The sequence below is a fragment of the Sphaerochaeta sp. UBA5849 genome (assembly GCA_002432715.1).
GTDB lineage: Bacteria > Spirochaetota > Spirochaetia > Sphaerochaetales > Sphaerochaetaceae > Sphaerochaeta.
This window is the reverse complement of sequence record DJGJ01000033.1, coordinates 1-23,827: the sequence shown is the minus strand read 5'-3', so window position 1 is coordinate 23,827 and position 23,827 is coordinate 1. Positions and strand designations below refer to the sequence as shown.

The 23,827-nt window shown below is 50.6% G+C and carries 18 protein-coding genes and 2 pseudogenes; 17 read left to right on the top strand and 3 right to left on the bottom strand.

Annotated elements, in window-relative coordinates; translation table 11 throughout:
* Position 1: 1 nt before the first annotated feature.
* From B3K89_RS05390 to asnB, 6 genes are all read left to right on the top strand, one after another.
* A complete protein-coding gene (locus B3K89_RS05390; RefSeq protein ID WP_345907163.1) occupies positions 2–688 on the top strand; it encodes a GNAT family N-acetyltransferase in 687 nt (228 codons plus the stop codon).
* A gap of 97 nt (positions 689–785) precedes the next feature.
* Positions 786–1,826, top strand: coding sequence for an N-acetyl-gamma-glutamyl-phosphate reductase (gene argC, locus B3K89_RS05385; protein WP_345907162.1), 1,041 nt, complete (start codon positions 786–788; stop codon positions 1,824–1,826).
* A gap of 9 nt (positions 1,827–1,835) precedes the next feature.
* Positions 1,836–3,056: a bifunctional ornithine acetyltransferase/N-acetylglutamate synthase gene (gene argJ, locus B3K89_RS05380; RefSeq protein ID WP_345907161.1), complete on the top strand. Its 1,221-nt coding sequence runs from the start codon at positions 1,836–1,838 to the stop codon at positions 3,054–3,056.
* On the top strand, positions 3,056–3,943 hold the full coding sequence (argB, locus tag B3K89_RS05375; RefSeq protein ID WP_293909927.1) for an acetylglutamate kinase: 888 nt from the start codon (positions 3,056–3,058) through the stop codon (positions 3,941–3,943). Before argJ ends, argB begins: the two co-directional genes overlap by 1 nt.
* On the top strand, positions 3,940–5,136 hold the full coding sequence (locus B3K89_RS05370; RefSeq protein WP_345907160.1) for an aspartate aminotransferase family protein: 1,197 nt from the start codon (positions 3,940–3,942) through the stop codon (positions 5,134–5,136). The genes argB and B3K89_RS05370 overlap by 4 nt, the downstream gene beginning before the upstream one ends.
* Positions 5,137–5,213: 77 nt before the next feature.
* Positions 5,214–6,890, top strand: coding sequence for an asparagine synthase B (gene asnB / locus B3K89_RS05365; protein WP_345907159.1), 1,677 nt, complete (start codon positions 5,214–5,216; stop codon positions 6,888–6,890).
* Here asnB and B3K89_RS05360 read toward each other — a convergent pair.
* Positions 6,887–7,483 (bottom strand): cadmium resistance transporter, encoded by a 597-nt coding sequence (locus tag B3K89_RS05360; protein ID WP_298503792.1) that lies wholly within the window; start codon positions 7,481–7,483, stop codon positions 6,887–6,889. The genes asnB and B3K89_RS05360 overlap by 4 nt on opposite strands.
* A 119-nt stretch (positions 7,484–7,602) precedes the next feature.
* Between B3K89_RS05360 and B3K89_RS05355 the strand changes: the two are divergent.
* A pseudogene (locus B3K89_RS05355) lies at positions 7,603–7,806 on the top strand (DUF6544 family protein); the annotation flags it as partial.
* Here B3K89_RS05355 and B3K89_RS05350 read toward each other — a convergent pair.
* A complete protein-coding gene (locus tag B3K89_RS05350) occupies positions 7,803–8,894 on the bottom strand; it encodes a LacI family DNA-binding transcriptional regulator (RefSeq protein WP_345907158.1) in 1,092 nt (363 codons plus the stop codon). The pseudogene B3K89_RS05355 and the gene B3K89_RS05350 sit on opposite strands and share 4 nt — an antisense overlap.
* A gap of 131 nt (positions 8,895–9,025) precedes the next feature.
* On the opposite strand from B3K89_RS05350, the gene B3K89_RS05345 reads away from it, so the two are divergent.
* The 6 genes from B3K89_RS05345 to B3K89_RS05320 all read left to right on the top strand — a co-directional run bounded on the left by B3K89_RS05345 (position 9,026) and on the right by B3K89_RS05320 (position 17,428).
* Entirely contained in the window at positions 9,026–10,285 is a 1,260-nt protein-coding gene (locus B3K89_RS05345; RefSeq protein WP_293909939.1) for an ABC transporter substrate-binding protein, read from the top strand.
* Between the two features lie 55 nt (positions 10,286–10,340).
* The gene (locus B3K89_RS05340; protein ID WP_293909941.1) at positions 10,341–11,231 is read left to right on the top strand and encodes a carbohydrate ABC transporter permease; all 891 of its coding nucleotides are present in this window, start codon (positions 10,341–10,343) and stop codon (positions 11,229–11,231) included.
* Positions 11,228–12,058: a carbohydrate ABC transporter permease gene (locus B3K89_RS05335; protein WP_293909943.1), complete on the top strand. Its 831-nt coding sequence runs from the start codon at positions 11,228–11,230 to the stop codon at positions 12,056–12,058. Before B3K89_RS05340 ends, B3K89_RS05335 begins: the two co-directional genes overlap by 4 nt.
* A 13-nt stretch (positions 12,059–12,071) precedes the next feature.
* On the top strand, positions 12,072–14,396 hold the full coding sequence (gene yicI / locus B3K89_RS05330) for an alpha-xylosidase (RefSeq protein WP_345907157.1): 2,325 nt from the start codon (positions 12,072–12,074) through the stop codon (positions 14,394–14,396).
* Positions 14,397–14,639: 243 nt separating this feature from the next.
* The gene (locus B3K89_RS05325) at positions 14,640–15,884 is read left to right on the top strand and encodes an ATP-binding protein (RefSeq protein ID WP_345907156.1); all 1,245 of its coding nucleotides are present in this window, start codon (positions 14,640–14,642) and stop codon (positions 15,882–15,884) included.
* Between the two features lie 242 nt (positions 15,885–16,126).
* Positions 16,127–17,428, top strand: a complete 1,302-nt coding sequence (locus B3K89_RS05320) for an ATP-binding protein (RefSeq protein WP_345907155.1) — start codon at positions 16,127–16,129, stop codon at positions 17,426–17,428.
* Positions 17,429–17,573: 145 nt separating this feature from the next.
* Here B3K89_RS05320 and B3K89_RS05315 read toward each other — a convergent pair whose 3' ends face one another.
* A complete protein-coding gene (locus B3K89_RS05315; protein WP_298503780.1) occupies positions 17,574–18,326 on the bottom strand; it encodes a fumarylacetoacetate hydrolase family protein in 753 nt (250 codons plus the stop codon).
* A gap of 34 nt (positions 18,327–18,360) precedes the next feature.
* On the opposite strand from B3K89_RS05315, the gene rlmD reads away from it, so the two are divergent.
* From rlmD to B3K89_RS05295, 4 genes and pseudogenes are all read left to right on the top strand, one after another.
* The gene (rlmD, locus tag B3K89_RS05310) at positions 18,361–19,554 is read left to right on the top strand and encodes a 23S rRNA (uracil(1939)-C(5))-methyltransferase RlmD (RefSeq protein ID WP_345907164.1); all 1,194 of its coding nucleotides are present in this window, start codon (positions 18,361–18,363) and stop codon (positions 19,552–19,554) included.
* 289 nt (positions 19,555–19,843) lie between these two features.
* Entirely contained in the window at positions 19,844–21,154 is a 1,311-nt protein-coding gene (locus tag B3K89_RS05305; protein ID WP_298503778.1) for an RNA-binding domain-containing protein, read from the top strand.
* A gap of 530 nt (positions 21,155–21,684) precedes the next feature.
* Positions 21,685–22,524, top strand: a pseudogene (locus B3K89_RS05300) (PhzF family phenazine biosynthesis protein); the annotation flags it as partial.
* A 106-nt stretch (positions 22,525–22,630) separates the two neighbouring features.
* The coding region (locus tag B3K89_RS05295; protein WP_345907154.1) for an ATP-binding protein at positions 22,631–23,827 on the top strand (1,197 nt) is incomplete at its 3' end.

The window sequence follows — 23,827 nt, the reverse complement described above, 5'->3', positions numbered from 1 at the left end:
CATGGATATCGTTTCGTTTTTAGAGAGTAAAGGGGAGATCACCTACATCGATCTCATCGAACCGCTGAGAGAGGGGACGGCAGAGGTCCTTCTGGCCTCGGAGGCGGGTGTATTGATTTGCATCAACAAGAACACGCGTTGTTGTGCACTGTTTGACGAGCAGGCACTGCCCGACTTTGCAAAACTCATGGTCGGAAGCGACGACGCCCTCTGTATTCATGAAGGGCCGTTGGTCGAATATCTCAAGGCACAAGGATTGCCCTACCATCTGGGTTGCGTGCAAGCCGTCTATCCGAGCAAGCAGCGGTTTGTCCTCTCGTCGAAAGTCACGATACAGCCGTTGTGCCTTGAGGATCTGGATATTGTTTTGGCCCACTACAAGCATGCCGACAGGGCGTACATCACCGAGCGTGTATCAGCCGGCTCGATGAGGAAGGCTGTCGTCGACGGCCAGCTTGCCGCCTTCATCGGCAGGCACGCCGAAGGGACCATCGGGATGCTTGAAGTCCTGCCTGCCTGGCGCAGACGACATATCGGTGAGGAGCTGGAGAAAGCCTACATCAATCTGCTGCTGGATCAAGGGCGCATTCCCTACTGCCATGTCGATACTGCCAATACAGCTTCACTTTCTTTGCAGAAAAAGCTGGGAATGAGCTGGGGAAAGGATGTAATTCACTGGCTTAATTAATATTTATACATAATTTTCTGAAATTATATGCATGGATACTGGTCAAGCAACGGATTATCTGTATAATTATACCACTATCGTATACACGGAGGATTGTATGCTGCGATGCGGAGTAATTGGTGCTACAGGGTATGCAGGATCGGTCCTGGTATCCTTATTGGCTGCACACCCCAACGTTGAGATCACCTATTTGGCTTCCCACTCATACGCGGGCAAGCGTTTTTCCGATATCTATCCATCGCTTGCGGGTGGTTGCGACCTGGTTTTGCAGGAGGAGGATGTGCAAGAGGCGAGCAAGCTTTGCTCGGTTCTGTTTTTAGCTCTCCCCCATGCACTGGCCAGCCGCAAGGTCACCGAGGAGATCTTGGAGCGATGCATCGTCATCGATCTGGGAGCCGACTATCGGCTTAAGGAAAGCAGTGTCTATGAATCCTGGTACAAGACCGAACACGGCAGCAAGCACCTTCTCAAACAGAGTGTCTACGGCCTCTGCGAACTGCATCGCAGTGAGATTGAGAAGGCCAACCTGATTGCAAATCCGGGCTGCTATACCACATGCTCCATTCTCACCCTTGCTCCCTTGCTGGCCGAGCAATTGGTCGATCCATCCAGCCTGATAATCGACAGCGCCAGCGGAGTCAGCGGGGCAGGCCGCAGCGAGAAGATCGACTCGTTGTTTTGCGAGTGCAACGAATCGTACAAGGCGTATGGGGTGACCAATCACCGCCACACCCCGGAGATCGAGCAGGAACTGAGCCTGATCAACGGTTCTGACATCGTAGTGCAGTTCACTCCCCATTTGGTTCCGATGAACCGTGGAATCCTGTCCACCTGCTATGCAAACCTCAAGACCGGGGTGACTGAAGGTGATATCGAGTCTGCATATCAGAAACACTACGGCAAGGAGCGCTTCATCCGCCTGATGGGATCCTCCCTTCCCGAAACCCGGTTCGTCCGGGGGACCAACACCTGTGCTATCGGGTGGAAGGTCGATGCAAGGACCAGGCGCGTCATCGCAATCGGGGCGATAGACAATTTGATCAAGGGTGCCGGCGGACAAGCGGTACAGAACATGAATATCCGGTGCAACTTTGAGGAGACCCTCGGCCTTCCTCTCTATGTGAGCACCCCCCTCTAGGAGGCTTGTATGCAGATTATCGACGGTTCAGTTACCGCAAGTAAGGGATTTTCAGCCAACGGCGTCGCCTGCGGCATCAAGAAGCGGAAGAAGGACCTGGCTCTGGTGGTCAGTCAGGTTCCCTGCTCATTTGCAGGCTCTTTCACCACCAATCTGGTGAAGGCCGCCCCGGTGCTCTGGGACCAGAAGCTGGTGGCCACCCAGGACAAGGTCAGGGCCATTGTCATCAACAGCGGCAATGCCAACGCCTGTACAGCCGAGCAGGGGCTGAAGGACACCGAGGCCACTGCAGCCCATGCAGGCTCAGTACTTGGCTGCAAGGCCGAAGAGGTGCTGGTCTGTTCGACCGGTGTCATCGGCGTTCCTTTGCCGATGGACAAGGTCAAGGCAGGCATCGATTTGTGCAGCAAGGAGTTGGGTGAAAGCCGCGAGGCGGCATTTGAAGCCGCCTTGGCCATCTGTACGACCGACACCTTTACCAAGGAAGTTGCTGTCAGTTTGCAGATCGAGGGTAGGACGGTACATATCGGAGGCATGGCCAAGGGGTCTGGAATGATCCATCCCAACATGGCCACCATGCTCAGCTTCATCACCACCGATGCCAATGTGGACAAGCAGACGTTGCAGACCCTGTTGGGGTCCTCGATCACCGATACCTACAATATGATCAGCGTCGACGGCGATACTTCCACCAACGATACCGTCCTGGTTCTTGCCAACGGCATGAGCGAAACGACTCCTCTTTGTCCAAGCCATCCCCAGTGGGAGCAATTCACCCAGGCATTCCTCTATGTCCATACCGAGCTTGCCAAGGCGATCGTTCGCGACGGCGAGGGTGCGGGGAAGTTCCTGGAGGTGAAGGTGACGGGTGCGAAGGATAAGCAGACGGCCCAAACGCTGGCACGCAGTGTTATCACCAGCAACCTGGTCAAGACGGCTTTCTTCGGCAGTGATGCCAACTGGGGACGGATTCTTTGTGCCATGGGCTACAGCGGGGCGGATTTCAATCCCTCAACGCTGGACTTGTACTTCTCCTCGGCGAAAGGAACCATCCAAGTGGTGAAAAATGGAACGCCGTTGGCTTTCGATGAACACCTTGCCAAGGGCATTCTCATGGAACGCGAGATTGTTACGCTGGCACAGTTGCAGGATGGGACTGGAGAAGGCACCGCATGGGGCTGCGACCTCTCCTATGAGTACGTTCGGATCAATGGAGACTATAGAAGCTGATGAAACACCAAATGGAAACAGAAATACTCAAGGCCGAGGTACTCATTGAGGCCATTCCGTACATCCGGCGCTTTGCCGGCAGCATCGTAGTGGTCAAGTACGGCGGTTCGGCCATGGTGGACGAGAACCTGAAGAAGTCGGTGATCCAGGATATCGCCATGCTCAAGTACATCGGGCTCAAGCCGGTGGTGGTCCACGGCGGCGGCAAGGAGATTACCAGTCTGCTCGACCGCCTCGGCAAGAAGAGTGAGTTCCTCGACGGGCTGCGGGTCACCGATGCAGAGACCGCCCAGGTGGCGGAAATGGTTCTTTCAGGTTCCATCGCCAAGGCGTTGGTTGATGAACTTGAGTGTGTGGGGATCAAGGCTGCGGGTATCAGCGGCAAGGACGGCAGGACCATGCTTTGCAGCAGGAAGCTTGATGAGAAGGGCAGGGACCTGGGTTTTGTCGGTCAGATCGACAAGGTTGACACCACTTTGCTTGACACGCTGCTTGCCAACAACTTCGTTCCGGTGGTATCACCGGTGGGTGTAGATGGACAGGGAAACACCTACAACATCAACGCCGACTATGCGGCCAGTGCCGTGGCGGGAGCCCTTTCAGCCCAGAAATTGGTGTTCCTCACCGATGTGGAGGGAATCCTCAAGGACAAGGATGATCCTGCCTCCATTCTCAGAACCTTGAGCAAACGGCAGGCTCTTTCCTATATTGCCGATGGGACGATCAAGGGGGGTATGATCCCCAAGGTCCAGTGCTGCATCGACGGGCTGGAGAAAGGAGTGGAAAGCGTCCACGTCCTCGATGGACGGGTGAGCCATGCTATTCTGCTCGAAATCTTTACCACCAAGGGTATTGGTACCATGGTGACCGACAAGGAGAGCGTATGAGCATGCAGACAAGCATCGCACTAGGCAAACAGTATTTGCTGGACACCTATGCCCAGGTGCCGGTGGTTTTTGCCGGTGGTGAAGGCATGTACTTGATCGATGAAGAAGGGAAAAAGTATTTGGACTTTGTCGGCGGAATCGCCGTCAATGCCCTGGGGTACCATGATGCAGGCCTCTCTGCTGCCATCGCTGAGGTAGTCGAGAAAGGACTGCTTCACTGCTCCAATCTTTATTACAACATTCAAGCCATCGCGGCAGCCAAGGGTCTGTGCACCCTTGCAGGCATGGACAGGGTCTTTTTCTGCAACAGCGGGGCCGAGGCGAATGAAGCCGCCCTCAAGCTTGCCCGCAAGTTCGGGCACAAGAGCAACCCGGCCCGCACCGATATCATTTCGATGGTCCACTCCTTCCATGGACGCACCTATGGTGCCATCACAGCCACCGGTCAGGACAAGTATCATGTGAACTTCGATCCGCTTCCCCAGGGATTCAGCTATGCCAAATTCAATAATTTGGAGAGTGTGAAGGCCTTGGTCAATGAAAAGACTTGTGCCATCATCGTCGAGCCCATCCAGGGTGAGGGCGGCATCGTGCCGGCAACCGTAGAGTTCCTCCAGGGCCTGCGTGAACTGTGTGACCAGAAGGACATCCTGCTCATCTATGACGAGGTGCAGTGCGGCATGGGGCGAAGCGGAAAGCCGTTTGCCTATCAGGTCTACGGGGTGAAACCCGACATCCTGACCACCGCCAAGGCGCTTGCCGGGGGAATCCCCGCCGGAGCCATGCTTACCTGCGAAAAGGCCAACGAGATATTCAAACCCGGCGACCATGCCTCCACGTTCGGCGGCAATGCCTTGGCCATGGCCGGCGTCAACGAGATGGTTCGGCGCCTCAACGATCCAGAGTTTACCGACGCTGTGCAGCAGATGGGTTCCTACTTGCGGGAGAAGCTCGTACAGCTTGCAGCGCTGTATCCCACATTGTGCGGGGAGGTCCGGGGAATGGGCTTGATCAACGGCATGGTATTGACCGTCTCTCCGCGCAAGGTCGTCGATGCATGTTTTGAACGCGGACTTTTGGTTGCCAGCGCCGGCTACGATGTGCTTCGCTTCGTGCCTCCTTTGATAGTACGGCAACAAGACATCGACAAGGCACTGACAATCGTTGAACAGGCTCTTGCATCTTTGCTCTGAAGCGTCTAGTATCGACCCAAGAACAAAGACGTTCCTAACCCTGACGGGATAGGAGCGCTTTTTTTTGGAGGTAGAGGATGTGTGGATTTGTAGGTATGTTTGACATTCGCTCGTATACGCCCGAGTTGCGTTCCCGTGTTTTGGCGATGTCCCGCAAGATTCGCCACCGGGGTCCGGACTGGTCCGGGGTGTTTGCATCAGAGAAGGCGGTTATCAGCCATGAGCGGCTGGCCATCGTAGACCCGTTGTCAGGAGGTCAACCGCTGTACAGCAAGGATGGGAATATCGTTTTGGCCGTGAACGGGGAGATCTACAATCATCAGCAGATCCGCAGGCGCTATGCAAATACCTATGAGTTTCAGACCCAAAGTGACTGCGAGGTCATTCTTGCCCTCTACCAGGACAAGGGCCCCGACTTTTTGGAAGAGTTGAACGGTATTTTCGCCTTTGCTCTCTACGACCGGACCAAGGATGTGTATCTCATCGCCCGCGACCATATCGGCGTCATCCCCCTGTATCAGGGGTGGGACGATGAAGGGCGCTACTATGTGGCAAGCGAGCTGAAGGCCCTGGAAGGGGTTTGCTCCTCCATCGAGCTGTTTCTGCCCGGACAATACTACTACAGCCCCGAAGGAAAGCCCAAGCAGTGGTATACTCGAGAATGGACCAGCTATGATGTGGTCAAGAATCATGGCGGCAGCATCGAGGAGGTCAAGCATGCCCTCGAAGCGGCGGTTAAGCGCCAGCTGATGAGCGATGTGCCGTACGGCGTTTTGCTTTCAGGGGGCTTGGACAGCTCGATCATTGCCGCCGTCACCGCCAAGTACGCCCAAAAGCGGGTTGAGAGTGACGACCAGGAGACTGCGTGGTGGCCGAGGCTTCACTCCTTTGCCATCGGCCTGGAGGGATCACCCGACCTGAAGGCGGCCCGAATTGCAGCCGATCACCTGGGTACGGTGCATCACGAGGTGCACTTTACCATCCAAGAGGCGCTCGATGCCCTGTCCGATGTCATCTATCATCTGGAAACCAGCGATATCACCACCGTCAGGGCGGCCACCCCGATGTACCTTTTGGGGCGTGTGATCAAGTCGATGGGAATCAAGATGGTGCTCAGCGGCGAAGGCAGTGATGAGATCTTCGGCGGTTACCTCTACTTTCACAAGGCCCCCAATGCCCGTGAGTTCCATGAGGAGACGGTACGCAAGCTCTCCAAGCTCCATCTCTATGACTGCCTCAGGGCGAACAAGTCCCTTGCCGCCTGGGGTGTCGAAGGTCGTGTTCCTTTCCTGGACAAGGAGTTCATGGATGTAGCGATGAATCTCAATCCAGATCTCAAACTCTGTCCCGTCGTCGGGGAGGACAAGCGGATCGAGAAATGGCTGCTCAGGGAAGCCTTCAAGGAGTATCTGCCGCCTGAAATCACCTGGAGGCAGAAGGAGCAGTTCAGTGACGGGGTTGGGTACAACTGGATAGATACGCTCAAGCGCATGACTTCCAACCTGGTCACCGATGAGCAATTCGCCCTGGCCGCCAAGCGTTTTCCCATCCATACTCCCGCCACCAAGGAGGAGTACTACTACCGATGCTTGTTTGCTTCCCATTTCCCCAGCGAGAGTGCGGCACGCTGCGTACCTCGGGAGGATTCGGTCGCTTGTTCAACAGCCAAGGCGCTTGAGTGGGACGAGGCGTTCAGGAAAATGAACGAGCCCAGCGGAAGGGCGGTGAGCGGGGTGCATGAGTCAGCCTACTAGAACAGGCTTGCCAGCTTTGCAAAGGTGCCGTTCTCGCTGAGGATGATAAGTCCGAGCAGCAGGAAGACCACCGGAACAAGGACGGCCGAGAAGCGGGAGAGCAAGGTCTTGATGTGGCTCTGGTTTGCCAGAAGGTAGCCCAGGGACCAAAAGATCAGGGAGAAGACGAGGAAGACCAGCATCGTGAGGCCAAGATAGGCGCCGTCGAGGGTGGCAAACCAGGGTATGTAGATGCCCAGATTGTCCCCTCCGCTTGCGATTGTCACCAAGGTGACGGTTGCAAGCAGGCTCTTTCTTCCTGTTCTCGTCGCTTCTTCCTTGCTCTCCTCTTTGCTCAGCATCGCCCGTATGCCAAGAATTATGGGAATAAAGCCCAAGAGACCGATGACCCACCCTTCAAGCATTCTGCTTGCAAGATATGAGCCGACCAGGCTGATACCTACCAACACCCCTATACCCAAGATTTGACCCACGAGTATCGATATTCGTTGCACCCGCGTAGTTGCTTGGGAGTGGAAGAGGATGAGAAGCACCAGGTCGTCGATGCTGGTGGAGATGAAAACCACGATTGCAGAGAGCAGTACTGTTTGCATGTCTAGCATAGTCCAGAGTTCTGATGGGGAAAGTCAAGATGTCTTGACAGAAGATAACCAGTTGCATGAAAAGGTGAAAGCATGGATGCCGATCACTTGAAAGCAGAACTGTTTCGACCTTCCTGGAGAGCGGGGAGATGGTGAAATTCACTACCAACGACCGTATGGCAGCTTCATTCGACGGCAAGCTCGAGCAGGTTTCCAGAACTGCAGAGTGCAGTCAGTACACCACCGTCGATGGTATTCGCATTCCCTCTCGTATCCATCCCCAGGGGGACCTGGTCTGCTTCGATGGAAGGGATGTGGAGGTCATGTTCTTTTAGGACATGAGCCTGGCGGCACTCAGTCCATGGATGAGGTTCCTGTTCTCGGTGAGTACCAAATTATGGTCGATTTGGATAAGAGGAAGATCGGCAGGTTGCTTTGACTCGAGGATTTTTTCCAATGCCATTACGGTGTAGTAGCCTTGGAGTGTAGGACTCTGGTCGATGACGGCCGAAAGAAGCCGCGTCTTCAAATGGTACAGGGCGGCGCTGTCCAAGTCATGGAGAACGGTGATGGTATCGTGTACCCCTGCTGCGTCCAAGGCGTGGAGAAAATCAGTATTGAAGGCGGGAATGAGGTACATTGCCTGCACCTTGTTTTGGTAGTTTCGGACCAGGTTGAGGATTTGGTTGTCTTTCTCCTCCGCCTGCAGCTTTGTGTCAAAATATTCCAGATGGACCGTGATTTCAGGAAACGATTGGTTCATCAGGTCCAAAAAACCTTCAAGGCGCATCTTGTTGATATTCGGTCCCTTTGCCTGTGAAAGTTCCTGTTCCGAGCACTGCAGGACCAAGACTTCTTTTTTCCGGGAAAGCTGCAGGGTTCGGGCGATGAAGTCCGCTGCAAGCCTGCCGCCGGCAACATAGTCCGACCCGATGTAGGTGCATCGCTTCGAATGTGGTGCATCGATGTTGAAGGTGACATAGGGCAGGCCAGCCTGCTCGATGCAGGTGATTACTGCCTCGATGTCATACATTCGTTGGTTGACCAAGGCAACGGCGTCGACTCCTTGCTCGATCTCCTGCTCAAGGAGGGCGAGATAGGCTTGGGTATCGAGTTCGGGAACCCGATGATAGTGTACTTCGTAGTCGAAGGCTTTCAGCTGTTGGGCTGCGACCTGCACCCCTTTGTTGATCTCGTCCCAGAAGTAGCGGGGCAGGGTGGAGGAGAACAACGCCAGTCTCCTGGTGCTGTTGCGAACCAAGACCTGACTTGCCCGGTGGGGTTCATACCCCATCTCTTTTGCATACTCCAACACTCGTTGTTTCAGTGCATCGGAAACGTACCCGTTGCTGTTCAGTGCACGACTTACGGTCATGTACGAGATTCCCAGATTCTTTGCAATTTCTTTCTGTGTAATACCCATGCGTCCTCAATTTCTGCGGGAATATTGAATATCTTCTCATAAAAAGTATTTTGTTGACAACCGAATACCCGTGTGTTATACGTATAACATACCATAGTATTTGGATAATGGTACAAAAAAAGGAGAATCGTATGAAAAAAATGCTGTTAGTATTGTTGGCTCTTCTCGTAGCCTTCACTCCGCTTTTTGCAGCAGGACAACAGGAAAAGAAGGATGAAAATGTCACCCTGAATGTATTGTTCTACAGCCCCGAACTTGCAGAGCAGTATAACGACATGGTAGCCGAGTATAAAAAAGCAACCGGTGTTACCCTGGACATTACGGTACTGCAGACCGATTACCGCTCGGTGTTGACCAGCCGCCTGAACTCCGGCGATGTTCCCGACATTTTCATGAGCAGTGCCTATGCAGACAACTCCACCTACAAGGACTATGTCTACGACTTGACCAACGAGGACTTCATCAAGCAGATTGAACCCGGCGCCCTCCAAGGTGTCATCAGCGACGGCAAGGTGACCGGCTATCCTTTCTTGGTGCAGTCCCACTCTTTCATCTACAACAAGAAGGTCTTCAGGGACAATGGAATCACCACCCTCCCCAAGACCCTCAGTGAGTTTGAGGCTGTTGCAAAGAAGCTGCAGGCCAATGGCGTCCAGCCCTTCGCCACCGGTTTCAAGGAGTTCTGGGTTCTTCCCCAGACTGCATGGCAGGCCATCGCCAATGTGCCGACCGACAACTATGGCGGCTACGAGAAGTTCGTAGGCATGCTCAACAGCGGCGCCCTCAAGTTCAAGGATATTCCCCAGATGAGCCAGCTGTTCGATCTGTTGGACCTGATCAAGAAGTACGGCGGACCGAAGCCGAACGAATCCGACTTCAACGACCAGACCTCCGCTTTGGCTACCGGCAAGGTCGCCATGATCCACCAGGGCAACTGGGCCGAAGACTCCATCCGCAAGACCAATCCTGAAGTCGAAATCGGCTTGCTCGTCGGTCCTACCGGAAACAACGCAGCAACCGCCGGTATTATGTTCGACTCCAACCAGACCATCCGCATTGCCAAGGACGGCAAGAATCGTCAGGCCGCCCTCGATTGGCTGAGATGGCTCACCACCAGCGAATACGGCAAGAATTGGATTCCCGGCAAGGTAAAGCAGCTCTCTCCGATCATCGGTGCTGCTGCTCCCGACTCCCATATCGCCAAAGAGACCTCAGCCCTGCTTGCAAGCGGGACTCCCGGCTATCCTTGGTTCTACCAGATGTTCCCCACCGGAACCGAGCAGCAGCTTGGTGCAATCCTGCAGGGCTACTGCGCAGGTCTCACCGATCGTGAGCAGACCCTCGATGCCCTGGATGCAGCCTACGCAAAGATTGCCAAGGCAGCTCAGTAACAACTCTTCATCTTCGACTGTGGCCGGAAGCGAATCCGGCCACTAGGTAACCTGCATGACACAACTGCGACGAAAACAACTCAATCGAGGTTTGGTCTTCCTCCTCTTCACGCTGCCGGCCTTTGCAGCCATCCTTGTCTCTGTTGAAATACCCTTTCTGATGAGTGTGGCCTCCTCCTTCACCAAGTGGAATGGTTTGGACAAGGCGCAAACGTTCATCGGGCTTCAGAATTACAAGGAACTCTTTCTTGACGACCCGGATATGTGGAAGGCCTTCGGCTTTACCTTGCGCCTGACGCTGGGAAGCGTCATAGCAGTCAATCTCTGTGCCTTGTTGCTCGCCGTAGTCCTGGATGGCGACATCAAGGGGAAGAACGTGCTGCGTGCTGCGTTCTATGTCCCCAATATCATCAGCCTGATCATCATCGGCTATATCTGGCGGTTCATATTCTCCGCCGGCTTTGACTCGTTTTACCAAAAGACCGGGTGGGAAATCTTTATGCTCAGCTGGCTGGGAGATGTGAACATCATCTATTTCAGCGTGCTCTTGGTCAGCCTGTGGCACTCTCTGGGATTCTATCTGGTTGTCTACCTTGCAGGCCTGCAGACGGTTCCCCGGGACCTGATCGAGGCTTCCATGATCGATGGCGCGAATAGGACCAAACGGTTCTTTCATATTACTCTTCCCTTGATCATGCCATCCATAACCGTCTGTGTCTTCCACTCCCTCTCCAATGGCTTGAAAGCCTTTGATGTCATCTTCAGCCTGACCAACGGGGGTCCGGGCAATACCACCACGACCATCGCCTTGGACATCTACCGCACAGCCTTCGTCATCAACCGATTCGGGTATGGAACGGCAAAGTCTGTCGTGCTCTTTCTTATGATCCTCATCCTCTCGATCATCCAGGTCAGGGTATTCAAGCAGCGGGAGGTGGAAGTATGAAGAAGCACTCCCTCCCTTCCACAATGGCTTCCGTCATCCTGCTCATGCTTGCCATCGCTTACCTCTATCCGCTCTTTCTGGTGGTGATCAACTCGTTCAAGACCTTCAGCGAAATCACCAGCAATGTACTCGCCCTCCCTAAAAGACTGGTGTGGGAGAACTTTCAGAATGCGTTCAAGATCATGAACTACCCCCGCTATTTTCTGAACACCCTGCTGGCAACAACAGTGGGAGTCTGCGGTGTGGTGCTGGTCAGCTCCTTGGCCGGGTACAAGCTCTCCCGGACCAAGACCCGGTACAGCTTCATTATGTTCATGATTCTCATCGCCCCGATGATGATTCCCTTCCACTCCTTCATGATCTCGTTGGTGAAGGTTGCCAAGGAACTGCACCTGATCGGCTCTCCCTTGGGGTTGGGGGTTCTCTATTGGGGATTGGGAGCCTCCCTTGCTCTCTTCATGTATCATGGGGCTGTGAAATCGGTGCCCCAGGAGCTTGATGACTGTGCACTCATCGACGGCGCATCCCCGCTCAGGGCCTTTTTTCAGATTATTTTCCCCTTGTTGCAGCCGGTGACCGTCTCGGTCGTCGTCATCAATACGATGTGGATGTGGAATGACTTTCTGCTGCCCCTGTTGGTGCTCAGCGGATCGAAAAAGTCCTTGACCCTCCAGCTGGCGGCCTACAACTTCTTCGGACTGTACAAGGTCGAATGGAACTTTGCCATGGCAGGGGTTCTGTTGACCATCCTCCCGGCGATTCTGTTCTACTTGAGTTTACAGCGCTACATCATCAAGGGAATGGTTGCCGGTGCGGTGAAAACATAACGGGAGAGAGACTATGAAATTCAGAGACGGCTATTGGAACATACACAAGAGCGTTCGTCACTTGCCGAAGGTTGCCATCGTCGATGTGCAAAAGGGAGAGGGAAAGCTCTCCATGTTTGCCGCCACCAAGAAAATCGAGCACCGCGGTTCCACCCTCAATACAGCTGTGATCACAACAGAGATCACCGCTGTGCTTCCTGATGTACTGCATGTACGTTCCTATCACTTCAAGGGATTGCCGAAACGGGGGCCTTTCTTCGAGCTGGCAGAGGACCAGGCAAAATTGCTGGCTATTGAAACGAACAAGAACAGCTTTGCAGCCTGTTCCAAGGATCTCTCTGCACACGTGGCGACCACGGGTCCGGGGGATGTCCAATTCACCTACAAAGGCAAGGTTCTGACCTCCTCGGCCGGCCTGCTTGGCGGACATGCCATCGTTCATGATAAGGAGCCGTATCAGGTTGAGTACCTGAACCTCGGTGTGGGGGAGACCATCTACGGCCTTGGCGAGCGTTTCACAGCCTTTGTGAAAAACGGGCAGGTGGTGGATATCTGGAATGAGGACGGCGGCACCAGCAGTGAACAAGCCTATAAGAACATTCCGTTCTACCTCTCTTCCAAGGGATACGGGGTGCTTGTCGCCAGTGCCGGCAAGGTCTCCTTCGAGGTATGTTCGGAGGTGGTTACTGCAGTGCAGTTCTCCGTCCCCGGCCAATGTCTGGACTACTACCTTATCGGCGGCGACGACCTGAAAGCGGTCTTGCATAACTATGCGCTGCTTACGGGAAAGCCCGCCTTGGTGCCACCGTGGTCCTTCGGTCTGTGGCTCTCAACCTCCTTTGTAACGAACTATGATGAGAAGACAGTCAATAGCTTCATCGATGGGATGCAGGACCATGAGATTCCCCTGCACGTCTTCCATTTCGATTGCTTCTGGATGCGCGAATTCCAGTGGGTCGACTTTTTATGGGACCAGAGACAGTTCCCCGACCCCAAGGCGATGTTGAAACGACTGCATGAACGCGGACTCAAGGTCTGCGTCTGGATCAATCCCTATGTGGCCCAGAAATCGTACCTGTTCGATGAAGGCATGGAGAAAGGCTATCTGGTCAAGAATCCCGACGGGAGCGTCTGGCAGTGGGACCGCTGGCAGGCCGGCATGGGATTGGTCGACTTCACCAATCCTGAGGCGGTGAGATGGTATCAGGGTAAGCTGGCTCTCCTGCTGGATATGGGTGTCGATACCTTCAAGACGGATTTTGGTGAGAGAATTCCCATCGAGGTTGAGTATTTTGACCACTCCGATCCGATGTTGATGCACAACTACTACACCTATCTGTACAATCAGGCTGTGTTCACCCTGCTTGAGGAAAAACGCGGCAAGCATGAGGCATTGGTTTTTGCCCGTTCTGCAACCGTTGGAGGCCAGAAATTTCCCGTGCACTGGGGTGGCGACTGTTCGGCAACCTATGAGTCGATGGCCGAGAGCATCCGTGGCGGTCTTTCGCTCTCCATGTGTGGGTTCGGCTATTGGAGTCACGATATAGGAGGCTTCGAGAAGCTTGCAACACCGGATCTGTTCAAGCGCTGGGTGGCCTTTGGCTTGCTGTCCTCCCACAGCCGCTTGCACGGCAATGAGTCCTATCGTGTTCCCTGGGACTTCGATGAAGAGGCCTGCAGGGTTCTCAAGGCATTTGTAGAGCTTAAGTGCACCCTGATGCCCTACCTGTTCGCCCAGGCATGCAGGACGCATGAGTCAGGCCTTCCGATGATGCGTGCCATGGTGCTTGAGTTCCCTTCCGACCCGGTCTGCGCATATCTGGACAGGCAGTACCTGCTTGGTGAGAGCCTTCTGGTTGCCCCGATCTTCCAAGATGATGGAAAGGCTGTGTACTACCTTCCCAAGGGCAGGTGGACACACCTGCTCTCCAACAAGGAAGTGGAAGGCGGCTCCTATCAAGAGGAGGTATACGACTACTTCAGCCTTCCGCTCTTTGCAAGACCGAACACGCTTCTTCCCATTGGAAACAACACACAACAACCCGATTACCCGTACAACGACAAGGTGACGTTCCATCTCTTTGCCCTGGATGACGCCAAGGAGGCGGAGGCCGCAGTGTATGCCCATGATGGTACAGTACAGGCTGTCTGCAAGATCAAAAGAGATGGTACTGTGTACGAGGTAGCGGTGGAGGGTGAATTGAAGAACTGGGCTGTGTGTCTGCGAAACATCGACAATGTTGCTTCTGTCTCCTCTGGCTCACTCTCTCATTCAGCGGCGGGTGCACTCATCACCTTCGCTGCACAAGAGAAGGAGTGCAGGATCATGACTGCATAGAATAGGTAACTACTAAGAGAATCTTTCATGAGGGCCTTCACTATGAGGGCCCTTATGCTTGCACAGCCATATGTTTGGCATGTGATGTATTTCATCTGAAAATCATAAGTTTTTGCTTAATTTAAATAAAAACTTATAATAAGCAGAAACTTTTTACTTAAAAAACGAATAAATTATGTATTTTTCTATCATATTGGTATATAATCTGCATTGAAACCTTCTTTATAAAGGGAGAAAGGCCGTATGTCAGAATATCAACAAACCCTCATTGCCAGACCGTTATATCTGGATGTGTTAGAGGGCTATATTGATGTCCCGCTGGTGAAAATCCTCGCTGGAATCCGTCGTTGTGGTAAATCAACCATTTTGGAAATGTTCAAGCATGAATTAGTAGCGAGGGGAATCGGATCAGAGCATATTGTCACTCGTAGGTATACCTCTCTAGATATCCCAGAAACGTTTACGGTAAGGGATATGTACGAGGACTTGAAACAGGCTATGCATCGAGGAGGAAGGTATTATCTTCTACTCGATGAAGTGCAGGAAGTAGAGGGCTGGGAGAAAGCAGTAAATACACTGCTTGAAGAGGGCAGGGCTGATATCTATATTTCCGGTTCGAATTCTCGACTTTCGGCCGGTGAAATTTCTACGTACTTGACTGGTAGATATGTCCAGATACCCGTCTATACGCTCTCATATGCCGAGTATCTCGATTTTAAAAAGAACAACAGACCCGATGAACGGAATTTGCTGGCTGAGTATCTGCGCTTTGGTGGGTTTCCTATCATTGCAGCGGGTACCTTTACCGAGCAGACTGCCTATCAAATTGTGGAAGGCATCTACCATTCCATCATCAGCGGAGACATTGCAAGGCGACATGCAATCGGCTCACAAGATTTGTTCGACCGGACTGTCCGCTTCATTGTGGAGAATGTCGGGAAGACGTTCTCAGCCAACAGTATTGTGACATTTCTGAAAAATGAGAAACGATCTCTCTCAGTAGAGGCGATATACAACTACATCTCGTATCTTGAAAAAGCCTTCATAGTCTACCGCTGTAAGCGGTATGACCTGCAAGGCAAGAACATCCTGAAAACCCAGGAGAAGTTCTACATTGCCGACCCCTCTCTGAAGTACTGCATGTTTGGTTTCAATCCTGGAGGATTGGCAGCCATGCTGGAAAATGTGGTCTATTTTGAGCTAAAACGAAGAGGATACGATGTCTACATCGGGAAGCTTGGCGACAAGGAAATTGACTTTGTAGCAAAGAAACGTGATGAGAGAATATATGTCCAAGTCTGTAGAAACCTTCCTGAGAACTCTGATAGAGAGATTGCCAATCTCTTGGCGGTCAAGGATCACTACCCGAAACTGGTAGTGACCCTTGATGACCTGGCAGGAGGCACCGTGGAGGGTGTACGTTTGGTGCACCTTGAGGATTTCCTGCTCAACCAATCGTATTCTTCAATACTCCCAGGCCTTCGATGATGGGAATAAACCTCACTTTCTTGCTGATTACGACGGCAAGCCCGGCCTCATTGTCAAGATACTTGCACATCGCAGGATTTTGGATGCCTCACCCTTGGATCTGTAAAGCGGTTGAGTATTATTTCGAACTATTTTTGTGTTCATACACATAAAAAGTACAAATTAGGTTGCTTTATAAGGGTATGCATTATAAGATTAACTTGAACTAAAAGTGTGTGGATACACAAAAACGGAGTGTATTTGTGATAATAAAAAGAGACAGGTATCTGAAGAAGCTGATTGAGAGAAGAGAGAATGGGCTTGTAAAGGTTATTGCGGGCATACGCCGCAGCGGAAAAAGCGTTCTTCTTAACACTATATATCATGACTATCTGTTGGACTGCGGTGTGAAAGAGTCCCAAATAATAATGCTGGCTTTGGATCATGACATACATGCCAAATACAGAAATCCACTTGTATTAGGTGAGTATATAAGGAAGTTGGCTTCACAATCGGATGAAATGCATTATGTTTTTCTTGACGAGATACAGAAAGTTGCTGAAATCAAGAATCCATATCTTGAGTCCGATGAAGATACAATAACGTTCGTTGATACACTTCTAGGTCTTATGGCAATCAAGAACATCGATCTTTATGTCACTGGAAGCAATTCAAAGATGCTTTCCAGTGATATTCTGACCGCATTCCGTGGCAGAGGGGATGAGATACGCATGAATCCTCTATCATACAGTGAGTTCTATTCTCAGTATGACGAAGACAAAAGGCACGCATGGAGGGATTACATCACCTATGGAGGCATGCCTTTTGTCCTTAGTAGAAGAAGCCATGAGGATAAAGCAAAATACCTTAGGGACCTGTTTACAAAAATATATATAACCGATGTTGTTGAAAGGAACAGAATTCTCAATGATAGAACGACGCTGGAAGATCTTCTGGATTTTACTGCATCGGCAACTGGGTCCTTCACAAATCCAACCAGACTGGAGCGTACGTTCTTGTCGCTGAAAAAACAGAAAATTTCCCATGTAACAATCTCAAGGTATCTTGAATACTTGGAAGATGCATTCATCTTGTCCAAAGCCAAAAGATTTGACATTAAAGGTAGAAAATATATTGGCTCGCCTATGAAGTACTATTTCACAGATATCGGACTCCGAAATGCCAGGTTGGGATTTCGGCAGATGGAAGAGACTCATATCATGGAGAATGTCATATACAACGAGCTGATGCTCCGCGGATATAGTGTAGATGTGGGAAACCTTGAGGCCTTTGAAAAGGATGCAGATAACAAGACTATAAGGAAGCAGCTGGAAGTAGATTTTGTTGCAAACGATGGATCACGTGTATATTACATCCAGTCTGCATTGTCGATTGATGACGAAACGAAAAGAAACCAGGAGACAAGACCTTTTAGAAACATACCTGATTCATTTAGGAAGATCGTCATTGTCAAGGATGATGTCATTCCTTGGCATGACAATGCAGGTGTCTTGTATTTGGGCATAGAGCAGTTTCTGTTGGATGAGGATTCGATCAGGTTGTAGTACAGAGTATGAAATACAAGAGTTCCGTATGATGTCGGACTTAGAAATTTTCCTGTTGTTGAGCACTCCGATAGAGAAGTCGCCAACCTATTGGCTGTCAAGGATCACTACCTGAAACTGGTAGTGACCCTCGATAATTTCCTGCTTAACCGATTGTATTCTTCAGCACTCCCAAGCCTTCGATGATGATCTGTACCGTATCCCCATGGTGCATCCCGCTGATACCCCCCGGCGTTCCGGTAAGGATGATGTCCCCGGGCAGCAGCGTCATGACCTGGGAGAGGTAGCTCACCAGGAAGGGAACGGAGAAGATGAGATTGCTGGTATTGGACTTCTGCATGGTCCTGCCGTTCACCCTGCTTTCGATGGCCAGGTTGGAGGGATCGACCTCGTCGCTGATGAACGGGCCGAAGGGGCAGAAGGTGTCAAAGCTCTTGGAAATGGTCCACTGGCCCTGCTTGGGCTGCAGGTCTCGGGCGGTTACGTCGTTTGCACAGGTGTAGCCGAGGATGTACTTGTTTACCTCGGTAATCGGGACGAACCTTGCTTTCTTTCCGATGACGATGGCGAGCTCTGCCTCGTAGTCAAGGCGCTTGCACATCGCAGGGTACTGGATGACTCCGCCTTGCTGCAACGCAGCGGTGGATGGTTTGATGAATACCACCGGTTCGGTTGGTATAGGAAGCTGGAACTCCTGGGCATGGTCCTTGTAGTTGAGGCCGATGCATATGGCCTTGGAGTAGTCGCAAGGAGTCAGTATTTCTACTTCCGTCAATGCGAGCTTTCTATCGGTAATGTTGTACGTATCGAATGGTGTTCCTTCGAGTACTTGGACGGTATCGCCCTCGAGCAGTCCGTAGCTGATTGTATCCTGATGTTTGAAGCGTAGGTATTTCATAGCGTCAGCATAGCAAAGAGAGGTAGGAAAGACAATTGACAAACTATGTATTTCCCACCACCGTGTAACCATGAAACGTTATGCAAAATGTCCCTTGGCCCGCACCTGTGGAGCCTGTCAGTTGATGGATTACTCCTACCCCAAACAGTTGGAGATGAAAATGCGCTATGTGGATGAGCTGCTTGGGCAGTTCGGTCCGATTGCTCCCATACAAGGAATGGAAGATCCGACTCAATATCGGACCAAAGTGCAAGCCACCTTCGGCTATGATTGGAAAGGCAGCCTGATAAGCGGTATTTATCAGGAGGGTACCCACCATTTGGTTCCGATCCGTTCGTGCATGGTCCAGCATCCCCTTGCCGACGACATCCTCAAGACCATCCGCAACCTTGCCACCCGGTTTCAGATTTCCGCCTATGATGAGGATGAAGGATTCGGCTATCTTCGCCATGTCCTGATCAAGATCAGCCGTAAGACAGGCGAGGCCATCGTAGTGCTCGTCTGCGGGCAGTGGCCCCTTCCCTCTGCCGACAACTTCATCGCGGCACTGAAGCAGAAGCACCCCGAGATTACCACCATAGCACTGAATATGAACCGTGAACACACCAGCATGGTGCTCAGCGAAATCCCCATCAAGGTGCTCTGGGGCAAGGGATTTATTGAGGAACATCTCTGCTCCCTTACCTTCCGCATCTCTCCTTCCTCTTTCTTTCAGGTCAATGTCGAGCAGTCCCAAGTCCTGTATTCGCTGGCCATGCGTATGGCCCAAATTGGCAAGGAAGACGTGGTTATCGATGCCTACTGCGGAACCGGAACCATTGCCTTGATAGCCGCCAAGGAGGGTGCAAGGTATGTTCTTGGTATTGAATCGAATGAACAGGCTGTTGAAGATGCCAAGCTGAATGCCGAGCGCAACAACTTGGCCAATGCCGAGTTCATCTGTGCCGATGCTTCGGTACAGCTGAAGGAGATGGCGAAGGCCAAACGCCTTTGTGATGTGCTGTTCCTCGATCCCCCTCGCAGCGGCAGCGATGAGCGCTTTTTGGCAGCGGCCATCAAGCTCGCTCCCAAACGTATTGTGTATATCTCCTGCAACCCCAGGACGCTTGAGCGGGACCTTCGTTACCTTTTACGGTTCAGCGACTATCAGGTACGGGGAATACAACCGGTGGATATGTTCCCGCATACCGAGCACATTGAGACGGTGGTCCTTTTAAGCAGTGATTAAGTCGATGGCCATTTCAATAGTGATTGGGATGTTTAAGAGCTTGTAATTCTTGTCATAAATGGGGCTTATAATGAAATCAAGGCTTTTGCCAGGGGTAGAGGTCTATTCCCTTTACATTGCCAAAGTTAAGAAAAAAGCTGGAATTCGCGAATGGGAGAGTTATCCAGCATACATGCTTTTACTGCTACTGAAGAGTGGCAATAAGGTAGCAAAAAAAAGTAGAAAAAAGAGTAGCAAAAAACGCTGAGATATGTTATACCCCGGAAAAGCTGATGATTGGAGAGCGGCCATGAAAAATCTCGGAACAGAGACCGAAACCCTCGAATTTAAGAAGACAACTGGTGAACTTAAAGAGGGCCTCATATCACTTTCTTCGATGCTGAATAAAAACGGACACGGGGTATTATACTTTGGCGTGAAAGACAGCGGTGATATTGGGGGACAGCAGCTCGGAGACAGAACACTGCGTGAAATATCCCAGGCAATTGCGAACTTTGTTAAACCGCAGATTATTCCGTCGATTTCCTCGGAACTTATTGACGGGAAGAATGTAATCAAAATCGAGGTCCAAGGCTCTGATAAGCCATACTCTGCCTATGGAAGATATTATATGCGGTCCGCAGATGAAGACAGAGAGCTCAGCCCATCAGCCTTGAAGGAACTAATGAATCAAAAAACGGCTGCAGATCCAATAACGATCATGGAAGCTCCGGCTCAAGATCTTTCGTTTACCAAACTGAAGATCTCTTTCGTTTCTTCCGGTTTAACCGTTGACCAGGAAACCTTTGAGAATAATACTGGGCTGAAAACAAGTTCTGGAAAATACAATCTCATGGCGTACCTTCTGGCGGATGTAAATGACATTTCCATAAAAGTCGTTTCTTTCGCGGGGAAGGATAAGACAAGTATCATCAAAAGGAATGAGTATGGAGGCACCTGTCTTGTGACTTCCATGGACAAAGTACTTGATTATATGGATTCGATTAATGAAACAAGAGTCACTATGGGAAACCACAAAAGGGAAGAGGAAAAGCTATTCGATGCGGCTAGTTTTAAAGAAGCCTGGCAGAACGCATGTCTGCATACAAAATGGGAAAAAGGCAACCCGCCTGCAGTATGTGTTTTTTCAGACAGAATAGAAATAATATCTACCGGAGGACTTCCGGCTGATCTGACTAAGGATGAATTTTTCAAGGGGATCAGTAAGCCGGTCAATGCAAAGCTGCAAAAGATATTCGGGCAGCTTGGGTATGTAGAACAGACAGGACATGGTGTGCCTTTGATCATCAGCAGTTATGGACGGCAGGCATTTGATATCATGGAAAATTTTATCAATGTGACCATACCGTTCAATTATGATAAAGGCATTTCAGAAGAGATATTGAAAGGTATCAAAATTATCCTGACCCAAGCTGAAAAAGCAGTGATTGAAGAGATCAACAATAATCCTCATATCACGATTCGTGAGCTTGTTACGACTACGGGATATTCGGATGGCTATGTAAGAAAAGTCCTTACTCAGCTGAAGGAGAAAGGTGTCGTACAAAGGCGAGGCGGGAGAAAAGAAGGAACCTGGATCGTCATGAATGATGTGATTTGAGATTGAACTCGCTTGCCCAAAGAAAACGACGTCGAGACAATAGTTTTAATGACAAAGGTTTGAAACAGCCGGTATTCTCATTGTTTTCTATATGGAAAGGATGGAAACAAGGAAAAGGCGATTGACCATTCGCTCTACAGGTTGCTGTATGATGAGCCAAATCCTATCCGGAAAAGACGGGAAGACATGGTAGCCTAATAAAGACTGTTCAATTCAAGTTCCCTGTGGCATACAATGGGAAATCGGTGTATGAGTCTTGGACACTTAAATCAACAACAGATGAGACGGTGGTCCTTTTAAGCAGTGATTAAGTCGATGGCCGTATCAGTATTGATTTGGATGTTGAGAAGATTTTGAGGAACGAGGTTGCTTGTGTTTTGAAAAGTCTAGAAGATAATCCCTATCTTCATCAATGGGAAGGTGATGTGAATCTTCCTGCTGGAAAGTACAGAAGGGTTGTATTTGCAAAACGATACAAGGTATCCAAAGACTGCTGCAACCTATTGAGGAGGTGACGTACGCAATACTACCATGTTGATGTATTTTCAAAAGGGCCGCTTACAGGAAATGGATTGACCGTCTTGGTTTGCAACCGATTTCCCACAAGTGAGACGATGCTTCAGATCACTCGGGAAATGAAGCAGTATGAAACGATTTTCCTGAGAAAGCTGGGTGACTGTGAATACAGGGCAAGAATTTTCACGAAGGATGAGGAACTGGACTTTGCCGGGCATCCGATTCTTGGTGCTGCGGCCGTGGTGCAGATACTGGATGCTTGCAAAGAAAAGGCTGAAATCCGGTTCCACCTGAACGCCAAGGATGTTGACGTCAGCAGTGTTGCCATCAAAGATCGGCACGAGTATGGCTGCAGTATGAATCAGGGGCCAGCACAGACAATCGGGTGTATTGCTCCATCCGACTACCCGAAGTTGATCGCCCCGCTTGGCTTGGGTATGGACGATCTTGCTGCAGCGTACCCTTTGGAGGTTGTGACAACCGGTTTGCCGTACCTGATCGTCCCCATCCATAGCGGACTTGAACGGGCAGGAATGTTTTCAAATGATTACGAATCGTTGCTTCTCTCCTATGGTGCAAAGTTTGCCTATGTGTTTTCCATCGAGGCAATGGAAGGGAGAACTTGGGATTTCAGCGGGTTGGAAGACGTGGCCACAGGCAGCGCAGCCGGACCTGTGGGCTCCTATCTGTGTAAGCACGGCGTCTGCCCTGAGGGAGAGGAGATGATCATCCATCAGGGTCGATTCCTTGGAAGACCCAGTGAACTCCGTGTCTTGAAAGAAAAAGAAACAGGAAACATCTTTGTCAGCGGGAATGTATCTATACTTGCCAAAGGAACATTCTATGACAAATGAAACACTGCAAATGAGTCAACTGGAGTGTATGATAGGATGTCTATTGTGTCATCCAGGACAGAGAAATGTATAAGGTTGCAAAAATCTTTCGCAAAGGGGCTGTAGCATGGAAATTAACCGAGACTTCTACTTAGGTAGGTTGATTAAAAAGAAACACAACGGCTTGATCAAAGTAATCACCGGTATCCGCCGATGCGGAAAGTCATATCTGTTGAATACCTTGTTCTATAATCATTTGATTGCAACCGGTGTTGATCCCGACCATATCATACGTTTTGCATTCGATTCGGCAGATGACCTTTTCCTGATCGGTGATAGTCCTGTGCTCATGGAAAAGGAAAAGCGAGGTGTTGATCCCGAGAAGTTTTTGGCATATATCCACTCCATGGTATCTGGCTCAGGAATGTACTACCTGCTGCTTGATGAAGTACAGTTGATGGACTGTTTTGAATCGGTATTGAATGGGTATCTTCGCAGCAAGCACATGGATGTATTCGTAACAGGAAGTAATGCAAAATTTTTGTCAAAGGATATCATTACTGAGTTTGCAGGTCGTGGCGATGAAATCCATATGTATCCGTTGAGTTTTGCAGAGTTCATGTCGGTTTTCAACGGTGATCGATATATGGGCTTGTCTGAGTATATTCTGTATGGGGGCATCCCCCAGGTGGTCCTTTGTGACGGCGCCAGTGAAAAAACTGCAGTGTTGAAGAACTTGTTCAGTGAGATTTACCTTCGGGATATCATAAAACGCAATCGAATTAAGAATAGTGGGGAACTGGAGGATCTTCTCAACTTCCTAGCTTCATCGATTGGATCCCTGACAAATCCAGAGAAGTTGAGAAATACATTCAAGTCAGTCAAGAAGTCGAAAATCACACCCAAAACCATCAAGAAATATCTGGATCATCTTGAAGATTCTTACCTGATTGAGCCTGCACTCCGGTATGACATCAAGGGGAAGAGATATATTGAGACTCCCATGAAATACTACTTCTCAGATCTTGGTCTTCGCAATGCGAGGCTAAATTTCCGACAAATTGAGCCAACTTATTCTATGGAGAATGTACTATACAATGAGCTTTGCATGAGGGGTTACTGCGTAGATGTCGGTGTCGTGCAGATTGCGGAGAAAGGCGAGGATGGTAAAGTGACCCGCAAGCAGCTTGAAGTCGATTTTGTGTGCAACCTTGGCTCTTTTAGATGCTATATCCAATCGGCATACTCTCTGCCGGATGCTGAGAAGCGTATGCAAGAAATTCGACCTTTTAGGAAAATTAAGGGTCAATCACTTTTCCTGTGG